Genomic DNA, 13,329 nt, shown 5'->3' with positions numbered 1-13,329 from the left:
TCACCGCAAGAAGGGGTCTGCGGCCATCGTATCCGGTATGTCGGCGCCCAGCAGCGACAGGATGGTCGGCGCAAGCTGGAGCTGGTCGAGCAGGGTATCGGACGCGGGCCCCTGCGCGTCCCCGAAGTAGTAGAGCGCCGCGTCCTGTTGCAGCGGATCGCGCCCGCCGTGGTGGCCGCGCGCGTCCTGCCCGTGATCGGCGGTGACGATCACCTCGTACCCCATCGCCCGCCACTTCGGGATGAAGGGGGCAAGCATTTCGTCCATCACCGCGCAGGCGTGGTCCATTTCCTGGCTGTCATGGAAGAACCTGTGTCCCATGCTGTCCAGCGTGCAGGTATGTAACATCCCGTAATTCAACCCAAATCGTCCGCACAGGTTGGTCAGCGTGGCGAACAGGTCCACGTCGGACGGGGTCATCTGGTTGATCAGCCCGTAGCCCGTCATCGTGTGGAAACGGCCGTGGTGGATGGTGGTGCTGTCGGGTTCGTCGTATTCGATGTCACGCACGAAATCGAAGGGTGCGCGGTTGAAAAACTCGGACCAGAAGCTGTGCGCCACCGCCCCCGTGACCCCACCGGAGGCGGCCACCTGCGAGAACACATCGGGCTGTGACAGGCGGAAAACATTGCCGTTGCCGGTGCAGCCGTGCACGGCCGGTGCGACGCCTGTGTGGATGGAGGCATAGCAGGACGCGGAGATCGACGGCAGCACCGAGCGGATTTTCCAGACGCGGGCATCGCCGCTGTCGACCCAGCCTTCGAGATTGCCGAACAAGCGCCGCCAGTTGCGCCATGGGACGCCGTCGAGAATGATGAGCAGGAGTTTGGGTTTCACGGTGCGGGTCTCCGGGTTCGGGGTGTTGCGTCGGGTGGGGCGGGGCAACGCAGGAAGGCTGTGCACCGCCCCGGCGATTCGCAGCGGCGGTTTACGTATATTTTGAAGGGTGAAACAGCTGGCACAGTTTGTACACAGCCTGTGCACCAAACGTGCACGGAAATCACGGGCCGGGCGGGGTAAACAGACCGTGCGCAGGTGAGTTTAAAGGCAAGATGAAGCCGCCCGGTGTGCCCCGCGTCGAGCGTGCCGCGTGAATGCGGGCGGGCAGAATGCGTTGCGTGTGTTCCTCAGTTGCCAGCGCTTTCCATGCGGCGGTTTTCGATCGTTTCCTCGAGCCAGCCGATCTTCATTTCCGGCACCGAGCTGAGCAGCAGGTCGGTGTAGGCGTCGAAGGGGGGCGACAGGACCTGTGATTTCGGCCCGTAGCGCACGACCTCGCCCTGATACATCACCGCGATGCTGTCGGCGATGGCTTTGACCGTGGCCAGATCGTGGGTGATGAAGAGATAGGCGACGTCCTCGATCTTTTGGAGGTTCAAGAGCAGTTTGAGGATGCCGTCGGCGACCAGCGGGTCGAGCGCGGAGGTGACTTCGTCGCAGATGATGAGTTTGGGTTTGGCCGCCAGCGCGCGGGCGATGCAGACGCGCTGTTTCTGGCCGCCCGACAGCTCGGCGGGGTAGCGGTCGATGAAGCCGTCGCCCAGTTCGATTTCGTCGAGCAGTTCCTGGATGCGGTCGCGTTTTGCCTTGCCCTTGAGCCCGAAGTAGAATTCGAGCGGCCGGCCGATGATCGTGCCCACGGTCTGGCGCGGGTTCATCGCGGTATCGGCCATCTGGTAGATCATCTGCAACTCGCGCAGATCCTCGCGCGGGCGGGTGGCCAGATCGGGGGTCAGGGGACGGCCGTCAAAGGTGATGGTGCCCGCCGAGGGCGGCAGCAGGCCGGTGATGACCCGCGCCAGCGTCGATTTGCCAGAGCCACTTTCGCCCACCACGGCGAGTGTCTGGCCGGGGTGCAGATCGACGTTGATATCCTTGAGCACGTCGAAATTCGTACCCTTGTAGCGCGCGGTCACGCCGCTGACCCGCAAAACGGGGCTGTCGGTGGGCTGTTTTTCGGCGTGTTCAATGGAGCGCACGGAGACGAGCGCCTTGGTATAGTCTTCGCGCGGGGCGTTGATGATCTGCTCGGTGGTGCCGTATTCGACCATCGCGCCCTGTTGCAGCACCATGATGTGGTCGCTGACCTGTGCCACGACGGCCAGATCGTGGGTGATGTAGAGGGCGGCCACGCCGGTGTCGCGGATCGCTTCCTTGATCGCGGCCAGCACGTCGATCTGCGTGGTCACGTCGAGCGCCGTTGTGGGTTCGTCAAAGACCACCAGATCGGGTTGCGGGCACAGGGCCAGCGCCGTCATGCAGCGCTGGAGCTGGCCGCCCGAGACCTGATGGGGGTAGCGGTTGCCGATGTTTTGCGGATCGGGCAGGCCGAGTTTGTCGAAGAGCGCGACCGCGCGGTCCTCGGCCTGTTTGCGGCTGAATTTGCCCTGGCTGATCGCGGCTTCGGTGACCTGTTCCATGATCCGTTTTGCCGGGTTGAACGAGGCCGCCGCCGATTGGCTGACGTAGGTGACTTCGGCCCCGCGCAGGCTTCGCACGTCGCCCGGCCGCGATTGCAGGATATCGCGGCCGTTGACGATGACCTCGCCGCCGGTGAGTTCGACCCCGCCGCGCCCGTAGGCCATGGCCGCCAGACCGATGGTGGATTTGCCCGCACCGGATTCGCCGATGAGCCCGAGCACCTTGCCCGCCTCGAGGTCGAAATCGACCCCGTGCACGATTTCGATGTCGCGCGCCCGTTCGCCGGGGGGGTAGATGGTGGCCCCGATCTTGAGCCCGCGTACCTGCAGAAGGGGTGTGTCGTTCATCCCCGGCCCCCTTTCAGCGAGGTGGTGCGGCTGAGGATCCAGTCGGCCACCAGATTGATCGAAATGCACAGCACCGCGATGGCCACCGCCGGATAGAGGGCGGCGGAAATGCCGTAGTTGATGCCTTCCTTGTTTTCTTTCACGATGCCGCCCCAGTCGGCCTGCGGCGGTTGCACGCCCAGCCCCAGAAACGACAGTGTCGACACGAAAAGCACCATGAAGATGAACCGCAGCCCCATTTCGGCCACCAGCGGCGACAGCGCATTGGGCAGGGTTTCGCGGAAGATGATCCACCAGATCTTTTCGCCCCGCAGGCGCGCGGCCTCGACGTAGTCCATCACCGTGATGTCCACCGCCACAGCCCGGGCCAGCCGGTAGACCCGCGTGCTGTCCAGCAGCCCCATCAGCACGATCAGCGTCACGATGGTGGTCGGCATCACCGACAGCACCACCAGCGCGAAGATCAGCGAGGGGATCGACATGATGAGATCGACAAAGCGGCTGAGCAGCTGGTCGATCCAGCCGCCCGACACGGCGGCGAAGAAGCCCAGCACCGATCCGGTCACGAAGCTCAGCACGGTGGCGGCGGTGGCAATGAAGATGGTGGTGCGCCCGCCCCAGATCATCCGGCTGAGCAGGTCGCGCCCGATGCTGTCGGTGCCGAGGCGGAACCGGTCCGAGGGCGGCTCCCACACGTCGCCCACGACCTCGGCCATGCCGTAGGGGGCGATGAAGGGCGCGAAGATGGCGCAGAAGAAGAACACGGCGGTGAAGAACAGCCCGATCAGGGCGGCGGGTGGAATGCGGATCATGGGGTACGGGTCCTATGGTTCCCGGAATAGCTACCGAGTGCCTCCCGGCACCTTTGCGATGCAAAGACGCGTGGTCGCACGAAATGAAAAATTCGGGGATTTTTCATTTGGGGTGCCTCAGCCGCGGGTTGGTCACGATCGACACGATGTCGGCCACCAGGTTAAGCCCGATATAGACGGCGGCAAAGATCAGCCCGCAGGCCTGCACCACCGGCACATCGCGTTTGCTGACGTGGTCCACGAGGTATTGCCCCATGCCGGGATAGGCAAAGACCACTTCGATCACCACGACCCCCACGACGAGATAGGCCATGTTGATCATCACCACGTTGACGATGGGCGCGACCGCGTTGGGAAAGGCGTGTTTGCGGATCACCGTGAGCAGCCGCAGCCCCTTGAGCTCGGCGGTTTCGATATAGGCCGATTGCATCACGTTGAGGATGGCCGCGCGGGTCATGCGCATCATGTGGGCCAGCACCACCAGCGTCAGCACCATAACCGGAATGGCGATGGCGTTGAGCTTTTCGCCAAGGCTCATGGAATCGTTCATCAGCGCCACGGAAGGGAACCAGCGCAGCTTGATCGCCAGCCAGTAGATCAGGATGTAGCCGATCATGAATTCGGGGATCGAGATGGTGGTCAGCGTGACCCCGGAGATCAGCTTGTCCGGCCAGCGGTCTTTGTAGCGTACGGCAAGAAGGCCCAGAAAGATGGCCAGCGGCACCGAAACGGCGGCGGCCCAGAAGGCGAGGAACATGGTATTCTTGAGCCGCCCGCCGATGCTTTCGGCGATGTCGCGGCCATTGGTCAGTGCGGTGCCCAGATCGCCCTGCAGCACGCCGCCCAGCCAGTTGAAGTAGCGGGTGACCGGCGGGTCGTTCAGGCCCAGTGCGGCGCGCAGGTTTTCGAGCGCCTGCGGTGTGGCCCCCTGACCGAGGATTTGTTGCGCCACGTCGCCGGGCAGCATGGTGGTCCCGGCAAAGATGAGGATCGAGGCGGCAAAGAGGAGCAGGATGCCCAGCGCGAGGCGCTGGGCAACCAGTGAGAGTATGGGACCCATGATCCGGTTACGCTTTCCAGGTCTCTTTGAAAGCGTAGTAGTTCATCAGGTCGCCGTTCGGATCGCCTTCGTAGCCCTGCACTTCGGCAGATACACCGTCGATGAAATCGTTGAACATCGGCAGGATCAGACCGCCTTCTTCGTTCAGCATGCGACCCATTTTGGAGTAGATCTCCTTGCGCTTCTCGATGTCGAGCTCGGCACGGGCTTCCAGCAGCATCGCGTCGAATTCATCGCGCTTCCAGCGGGTGTCGTTCCAGTCCGCGGTGGACAGATAGGCGGTGGTGTACATCTGGTCCTGCACGGGGCGGCCACCCCAGTAGGAGGCGCAGAAAGGCTGCACGTTCCAGACTTCCGACCAGTACCCGTCGTTTGGCTCACGCTTGATTTCCAGCGGGATGCCTGCGGCCTGCGCTGACTGCTGGAAGAGGGCGGCGGCATCGACCGCACCCGGGAAGGCGCCATCGGCGGTGCGCAGGATGATGGGCGAGCCATCGTGGCCGGATTTCTTGTAGTGAATGCTGGCTTTTTCCAGATCGAACTCACGCTGGGGGATCGTCTCATCGAACAGGGGATAGGCCGCATTGATGGGCATGTCGTTGCCGACGCCGCCGTAGCCCTGCAGGATCTTGTCGACCATTTCCTGCCGGTTGATCGCGTGCTTGAGCGCGAGGCGAAGCTCGTTGTTGTCGAATGGCGCCGAATCGATGTGCATAATGAAGACGTAGTGGCCCCGACCCGATACGTTCACGACATTGACAGTAGGTGCCCGGTCCAGAAGCTTGGCGATCTTGGGCTCCACGCGGTTGATGGCGTCGACCTGACCCGATTGCAGGGCCGCAGTGCGCGCGGTTGCATCGTTCAGCGTGAGTACCTCGACGGTATCGTAATGGGCGGTTTCAGTCTGATCGCCGCCCCAGTACCCTTCGCGGCGCTTCGCGACCGCACGCACGCCCGGTTCATCGGACTCAAGCGTGTAGGCACCGGTGCCGATGGCCGCCGTGGGATTGTCGAAACCGCCGCCCGGCTGGATCATCAGGTGATAGTCAGCCATCAGATAGGGCAGGTCGGCGTTGCCGGTCCCAAGGTTGACGGTAAATGTCCGACCATCTGCGGACATGCTCTCGATGCCATTCATGATGCCCAGAGCACCGGATTTGGATTCTTCGTTGGAGTGACGCTCCATCGTTTTCAGCACGTCGTCGCCGGTCACTTCGCTGCCATCGGAGAAGGTGATCCCGTTGCGCACCGTGAAGGTCCACGTCTTGGCGTCGGCCGAGCCTTCCCAGCTTTCGGCGACCAGACCGGAGAGCTCGCCCGTCGGTTCGACGCGCACGAGGGTCTCGCCCCAGAGGCGGCCAATCAGGATCGGCACGTCCGAGGCCCAGCTTGCGGGATCTTGCGTGTTGGTGCTTTCGCCGCCCTGCGCGCCCATGCGGAACGTGCCGCCCGCGACGGGTTTTGCGTGGCCATCGGCCTGCGCGGCCTGCGCGAGCATGGAGTTGGCGACGGCGGCGGTCACGCCGAGGGCCGCGGCACGTGCGATGAAATCACGGCGCGTCATGGCACCGGCGGCCACCTTGGCCGTCATGGATTGCAGTTGATCTTTCATAGTGTGTCTCCCGTGTTGGAATCGCACCTCGTTGGCGGGCGCGTTTCTTCGATGATGCCGGAGGGTTGCGCATTTGCGGCCTATCGGCAAGGTGAATAACCCTTTTTTTCCCGTGGCGGGGGGGTGCGCGCGGGTCACATGTGATCGCGCGGCACGCGGTCTTCGACGTCGCGTTCGTAGATCAGCGCGCCATTTTCCCATGCCTCCAGCCGTGCGGTCATGTGGAAATGCGTGGCGTCCGACCACATCTCGCAGCGGGTTTCGGTGCGCAGGGATGTGGACCCGCGCTGCAGCTCGTCGCTCCAGTGGCACTGGCCGCGGGCCGAGAGCGGATCGTCGGGGTGGATGTCCCAGCGCTCACGCGCCACGCTGCCGGTGATCAGCCCGTGGTCGCCGTCGCGCAGTTTGCCGAAATCGTCCTCGATCACCAAAGATACAACGCCGGTGGTCATGTCGGTTTCCTGTCGCCGCACATGGGCGGGGGGGCGGATTTCTTCGGTTTGCCACGGATCGGCGGCTTCGGGCGGCGGAAAATGCGCCTCGTCCGAGGTGGCGGGCGCGCGCAAGGGAAGATCGAGGTGTCCGGCGGTGAGCGTCAGTTCGGTCGCCTGCGGCGCGGGCCAGATCAGCGGCCAGTAGGCGGTGGAGACGGCCACCCGCAGCCGGTGCCCCGCGGGCAGCCGGTAGGCGATATGATCGAGCGGGATTGTCAGGGTCGTGGCGGCCCCCGGCGTCATCGGCGCGGGTGTCACCGGATCGTCGCGGTGGCTGAGGTTGAGCACGCCGTAGGTGATGCGGGTGCTGGCCCCGTCGGGATGCACGTGGTTGAGCCGCACCGCCACCTGTGCCTGAGCGTGCGACGCGGCCAGCGTCAGCGTCACCTGCGGCGCGCCGACGATATCGAGGTCGCTGTCGTGCGGGGCGCTGTCGAAACAGGCCGAGAGGGCATCGTCGGGACGTTGGTCGCCGGGCATTTCGGGGCCGAGCCAGATGGCGCAGTATTCGCCCGACTGTGCGCCGCAGTGGGCGGGGGAGGCCACGGTGCGCGTGAGCGGTGCGGCGCTGTCGTGCAGGCCCGTGTCCGTCAGGTGCAGCGTTCTGCGCGGCAGGTGGCTGGTCGCGCCGCTGTCTTCGGCGATCCAGCGCCCCGGTCGTGTGGTGTACCATGTCGCGGGCCGCACTCCGTCCATCAGGTAGGCGCGGTAATCGGGGTCGTCCTCCACGCCGGTGTCGATGTCGCGCAGCCAGCGGTCCCACCAGCGCAGGGCCTCTTGCAGGAACCCGATGCGCGGTTCGGGCACGGCGAAATGGGGATATTTATGCACCCACGGGCCGACGATGCCCTTGGCCCCCGGCAGAGCCTCGACCAGGTGCGGCACCGCGTTCTTGTAGGCGTCGCCCCAGCCCCCGATGGCCAGCACCTTGGCCTTGATGGCGCTGATGTCCTCGCAGACCGAACCGTGCTGCCAGTAGGCATCGCGCCGTTGATGGCGCAGCCAGACCGAGGGCAGGAAGGGTTCCGCCTCCAGCCGTTGCAGCCACATTTCGCGCCAGTCGGGGCGCAGGGCGGGATCGGGCGCGCGGCTGGAATAGCTCCACATGGTCGCGCCCCAGCCGAGGTTTTCGTTCAGCAGGCAGCCGCCCTTGTAGTGGATGTCGTCGGCGAAACGGTCGACGGTCGAGCACAGCGTGATGATCGCGGCCAGCGGCTCGGGCGCGCGGGCGGCGACCTGTAGGCTGTTGAAACCGCCCCAGCTGATCCCCATCATCCCCACCTTGCCGCTGCACCACGGCTGCGCCGCGATCCATGCGATCACCTCTTCGGCGTCCGACAGTTCCTGTTCGGTGTATTCATCCGTCATGATGCCGTGGCTGTCGCCGTTGCCGCGGATGTCCACCCGCAGGCAGGCATAGCCGCGCGCGGCAAAATAGGGGTGGGTCAGCGCATCGCGCGCGCAGGTGCCGTCGCGCTTGCGGTAGGGCAGATATTCGAGGATCGCGGGCACGGGGGTGTTATCGCTGCCCGCGGGGCGCCAGACGCGCGCCGAGAGCCGCGTCCCGCAGGCCAGCACGATGGCCTCGTCGGGGTATTCGATCACGTCGGGCAGGGTATTCATGGCAGCACCGTCTTTATGCACATTGCGCGCATCGTGATGGGTGGCGGCGGCGTGTGTCAATGAAAACAGACGCGCACCGCCGTTACCGCGCTGGAAAGGCGCGAAAATCCGGTTTCCGCAATCTGGGGGAGAGGGCCGGCCAACGCGAGGGTGGATTTGTTGCCATTCGCCAACACTGTGCCGGTCGAGGGGAAATATTGTGTAATAAAATACTAGACCGTTCGGCAGTTTGCTGCCTATGTAAAGCGCAATAACGGTGAATTCACGGAACGCTCGAACGGTCCGGAAAGCAGTAAAACAAATCAAAGAAGCGGTGACCCGCGCAAGACGGGCACTTCGAGGTAGAGTGGTAGTACAATGAAGGCGATTAATTTCGTCGTCCGCGATCAAGCGGGCGGTTTGCAACGTGGCGAGATCGCGGCGGAAACGCAGAACCAGACGATCGTGGCAGGCGCGGGTCAGGAAATTTCCATCAACGCACGGCAATCCGATTTTGCCAGCCAGATCCGCAACGGGGATCAGTTGATCATCACCATGGCCGATGGCCGCGTGATCACCATCGACAACTTCTTCAACGAGACGGGCGAGGCGAACCGCCTGTTCGTATCGGCCGATGGCTATCTCAACGAAGTGAGCTTTGTCGAAGCCGGCGAAGGCAACCTTTATGCGCAGTACGGCCCGACCGAGGAATGGGGCAAGTGGAGCCCGTCCGACGATCTGATCTTTCTGGGCAATACCGAAGTTGCCGGTGTCGAACTGGCACAGGACGGTGACGAGGTGTCGATGCTGGGTGCGGCTCTTCTGGGGGGCGGCAGCCTTCTGGGCGGCGGCGCGGCAGTGGCGGCCGGTCTGGGCGGTGCGGCGATTGTCGGCGGGATCGCGGGCGGCAGCGGCAGTGACGGCGACGCCACGAACGCGCCGTTTGTCGACGACGCCGACAGCTCTGCAGACATCAACGGCATCGGCGAGCCGACATTGACGATTTCGGGCGGCGGCGAGCCGGGCTGGACCGTCGATATCACGGTGGGCGACAAGGTCGTGTCGACCGTGATCGACGAAGACGGCAGGTTCACCGGCACATTCGAGGGCGACAACTTTCCCGTCGACGGGAATTACGAGGCGGTCGTGACTGTCACGGACCCCGATGGCAACGACACGGTGCTGGACGGACCCGCATTCGTGATCGACACCACGGCGCCGACCGTTACGGTCACGCAAGGCACTGAATCCACAGGAGATTTCTTCAACGAAGACAGCTTTGGCAGCGGTGTCAGCATTTCGGGCACCGGCGAAGCGGGCGCACAGCTGGACGTCACGATCGCGGGCGAGACCCGCAGCACGGTCGTGGGCGCGGACGGCACGTGGAACGTGGTCTGGGAGGCCGGTGTCTTGCAGGGCGGTGAATACAGCACCGACGTGACGCTGGTCAGCACCGACAGCTTTGGCAACAGTTCGACCGCGACCGAAACGCTTGTGGTCGACACGGTGACATCCGTGACCGTCGATACCGCCAGCGTGGGCGGCGACGGTGTCATCAACGGTGTCGAGCGGTCGGGCGGCGTCAGCTTTACCGGCACCGCGCAGGCGGGATCGACCGTCGAGGTGACCGTGGGCAGCGTGACCCACATTGTCACCGCGACCGGTTCGGGCACGTGGAGCGCGGAATTCTCCTCCAGCGAGATTGCCACGGGCGAATATGACGGCAGCGTCAGCGTCGTGGCCACCGATACCGCGGGCAACACCGCGTCCACCTCGGGCAGTTTCGAGGTCGACACATTGGTCAATGCCCATGCGATCACGTCGACCCACGGCGGCAGCGATGGCGTCATCAATGCAGAAGAGGCGGGTCAGCCGCTCGTCGTTTCGGGCCAGACCGAAGCGGGGTCGACCGTGGTTGTCGAACTGGGCGGCGTCAGCCAGAGCGCGGTTGTGGCCGCCGACGGCAGCTGGACCGCCACATTTGCCGCCGGAAGCGTAGCGGGCGGCACCTACACCACCACCATGACCGCCACCGCCACGGATGCGGCGGGCAACTCCGACACGGCCAGCACGACAGTTACGGTGGATACCGAAGCCGGCGTTCTGACGATCGACAGCGCGCCGGTCGAGGGCGACGATGTCGTCAACGAAGCCGAAGCCAGCGATGGTGTGGTTCTGACGGGCACCGCGGATGCGGGCGCTGTTGTCGACGTTACGATGGCGGGTGTGACGCATTCCGTGGTTGCCGACGGATCGGGCAACTGGGAAGCGTATTTTGCCGCCTCTGATGTGGCCGCGGGCGTATACACCGCCGATATCACGGCAACGACCACGGATGCCTATGGCAACAGCCGGTCGGCGAGCGACAGCGTGCAGGTCGACACCCGTGTCGACAACCTGTCGGTGGCCGCCGATGCGGTGACGGCGGACGGTATCGTCAACGCCGCCGAAAGTGCGGCGGGCTTTGCGGTCAGCGGCACCTCCGAAGTGGGCTCCGTTTCGGTTTCGGTCACGCTGGGCAACCAGACGGTGAACGCGCCTGTGGACGCCGCGGGCAACTGGACCGCCACCTTCGACAGCTCTGCGCTGGCGGCAGGCACCTATGACGCCGATATCAGCGTGACCGCCACCGATGCGGCGGGCAATGTCGCCACGATCACCGATACCGTTGCCGTCGATACGCAGGTTGATCCGCTGGCCCTGACCAGCAACAGCGCGGGCGCGGACAACACGCTGAACGCGGCCGAGGCTGCCACCGGCATTGATCTGGGCGGCGCGGTCGAAGCGGGATCGACCGTCGAGGTGACCTTTGACGGCACGAGTTATGCGGCGCAGGTCGATGCGGCTGGCAACTGGTCGCTGGCCATTCCGGCGAGCGCCGTGCGCGCGGGCGAATACGCGGCCGAGATTACCGTGACGGCGACGGATGCGGTGGGCAACGTGGCCACCATTTCCGACACACTGGCCATCGATACCGATGCGCCGGACGGGCCGGTGATCGCGTCCTTCACGCGCGGCGGCGACGGCATCCGCGGCATTTCGATCGAGGCCGAGATGGACAGCACCGATGATGTGTCCATCGTGCAGGTGGCCGAAAACGGATCGATCAGCGATGTCGACGGCATGTCGGGGTTCAACACCCTGCGCGGCGAGACCGATTTCGCCTTTGACGACAATGTGCCGAACGGATCGCAGCTGATCGTGAATGCCACCGATGCTGCGGGCAACACCAGCGGCACCTATCTGGTGCTCGACGATGAAAGCGCCACCAGTGCGGTGGATCTGAGCAGTTTGGCGCTGGGCGAGTACCAGATCGAGAACCTCGATCTCGATTTCGCCGAAGCGGCCAGTGTCGTGATCGACGAAGCCAGCCTGCTGGCGCTGTCGACGCAGAGCAACACGCTGACCATTCACGGCTCTTCCGAAGATCAGGTGACCATCGAGAACGGCACGCTGCAGGGCACGCAGGATGTGGGTGGCCAGACCTACAATGTCTATGCCGTGGGCGCCGAAGGTACATTGATCATCGACAGCGAAATTCCGGTCATCATCTAGGGGCCGGTCCCCCGCGTCGGCGGGGGCAGGACAGGTGGATGCGGCGGGGCTCAATCATCGCCGCACCACAGGCAGGCAAATGAAATACCGGCACGTTAAGGGCAGGATATGGGGCAGTGTGTAACAAGGACAGCAGGGCTGTGCGCCGCGGCGCTGGGCCTTGCAGGGTGTCTATCGGATGCGGGGGGCGGCGCGCAGGATTTCGTGGCCCGCATGCGCCCGGCCGACACGCTTGATGCGCCCAAGCCGACCCATGCCGAAAAGCTCAATGCGCAAAGCGTGATCATCCAGAATTTACAGGCGCGCCGGTCGGTGCTGCCCGAAGGCAGCGCGTCGGACCGTGTGGCCACGGCCGTTCTGGCGGCCAACGCCCGCGCGGCGGAAAGCGATTTGCGCGCGGCGCAGTTGCGGGCGCAGGCCGCGTCGAAGAACTGGCTGCCGCAGATCGGCCCGCAGGTCAGCCTGACCTCGCTCAGAACCGTGGTAACCAACATCGTGGTCGAGCAGGTGATCTATGACAACGGCCGCAAGAAGGGCGAGCGCGCCTTTGCGGTGGCGGATGTCGAGGTGGCCGCCGTGGCACTGGCGGCAGACACCAATGCGCGGGTCCGGCAGGGGCTGGATCTGTATACCGATGCCGCCGAGGCGCGGGCGCGCCATGCGCTGGCCCGCCAGACCTTCAAGGATATGCAGCATTTCGAGTGGATCATGACCCAGCGGGTGCAGGGCGGAGTATCGGACATGTCCGACTTGCACATCCTGCGACAAAAACTGGCCGAGATCCGGTCCCGCGAGACCGCCAGCGCAGAGGCCGCGCAGACCGCGCTGGCCGAACTGGGCGCGATGGCGGTGGGCGACGTGACGCAGTTTGGCCCGCTGGGGCCGGTGCCGGTGCGCGCCGATCTGGCCCAACCGCTGAGCGTGACGCGGGCCGAGGCGGAAAAGACACGGGCCATTGCCGCGGCGAAAGTCGAGCGTGCCGGCCAGCTGCCGGGTCTGTCGGCGGGGGGCATCGTCGGGGATGACAGCAATTTTGGCGTGCAGGTCAAGTCGGACAGCCTGTTGGGGCTGGGCACGGCGGACCGGCTGCGCGCGATCGAGGCCACGGCAGAGGCGGCGGGCCGCAAGGTCGCGCAGGCCGACGAGGATGCCAACCGCACGCTGCGCAGGCTCGACGGGCAGATCGCCGCGACACAGCGGCAGGCCGACGAGGCCGCGCAGCTGACGGCGCAGGCGAAACGGAACCTCGATCTGTTCCAGCAGCAATATGACGCCGGACAGCGGCAGGTGATGGATGTGGTGGGGGTCTATGAGACGTTTGCCCGCCAGCAGGAGGACGAAGTGCGCCTGACATTCGAAGCGGTCCGCCTGCGCACTCAGATGGCCGAAATCCTCGGCGTTCTGGCGGACGGGAGCAAGATCTGAT

At 64.8% G+C, this 13,329-nt stretch carries 8 protein-coding genes; 2 read left to right on the top strand and 6 right to left on the bottom strand.

Annotation, left to right across the window (positions count from 1 at the left end; all coding sequences use genetic code 11):
• From K3756_RS12880 to K3756_RS12855, 6 genes are all read right to left on the bottom strand, one after another.
• Positions 1-837, bottom strand: a complete 837-nt coding sequence (locus K3756_RS12880) for an alkaline phosphatase family protein (protein WP_259987984.1) — start codon at positions 835-837, stop codon at positions 1-3.
• A gap of 290 nt (positions 838-1,127) precedes the next feature.
• Positions 1,128-2,768, bottom strand: coding sequence for an ABC transporter ATP-binding protein (locus tag K3756_RS12875; RefSeq protein ID WP_259987983.1), 1,641 nt, complete (start codon positions 2,766-2,768; stop codon positions 1,128-1,130).
• The gene (locus tag K3756_RS12870) at positions 2,765-3,580 is read right to left on the bottom strand and encodes an ABC transporter permease (protein WP_259987982.1); all 816 of its coding nucleotides are present in this window, start codon (positions 3,578-3,580) and stop codon (positions 2,765-2,767) included. The genes K3756_RS12875 and K3756_RS12870 overlap by 4 nt, the downstream gene beginning before the upstream one ends.
• A gap of 103 nt (positions 3,581-3,683) precedes the next feature.
• Positions 3,684-4,640, bottom strand: a complete 957-nt coding sequence (locus tag K3756_RS12865; RefSeq protein ID WP_259987980.1) for an ABC transporter permease — start codon at positions 4,638-4,640, stop codon at positions 3,684-3,686.
• 7 nt (positions 4,641-4,647) lie between these two features.
• Positions 4,648-6,252, bottom strand: coding sequence for an ABC transporter substrate-binding protein (locus tag K3756_RS12860; protein ID WP_259987977.1), 1,605 nt, complete (start codon positions 6,250-6,252; stop codon positions 4,648-4,650).
• A 134-nt stretch (positions 6,253-6,386) separates the two neighbouring features.
• Positions 6,387-8,369, bottom strand: a complete 1,983-nt coding sequence (locus K3756_RS12855) for a CocE/NonD family hydrolase (RefSeq protein ID WP_259987975.1) — start codon at positions 8,367-8,369, stop codon at positions 6,387-6,389.
• Positions 8,370-8,726: 357 nt separating this feature from the next.
• Here K3756_RS12855 and K3756_RS12850 point away from each other — a divergent pair, with 357 nt between their 5' ends.
• A complete protein-coding gene (locus tag K3756_RS12850) occupies positions 8,727-11,903 on the top strand; it encodes an Ig-like domain-containing protein (RefSeq protein WP_259987973.1) in 3,177 nt (1,058 codons plus the stop codon).
• Between the two features lie 108 nt (positions 11,904-12,011).
• Complete coding sequence (locus tag K3756_RS12845; RefSeq protein ID WP_259987971.1) at positions 12,012-13,328, top strand: TolC family protein; 1,317 nt, start codon at positions 12,012-12,014, stop codon at positions 13,326-13,328.
• The last annotated feature ends 1 nt before the right edge of the window (position 13,329 follow it).

The organism is Sulfitobacter sp. S190 (assembly GCF_025141935.1).
Lineage (GTDB): Bacteria > Pseudomonadota > Alphaproteobacteria > Rhodobacterales > Rhodobacteraceae > Sulfitobacter.
The sequence above is the reverse complement of the archived record's forward strand: the minus strand, read 5'-3'. Positions and strand labels throughout refer to the sequence as shown.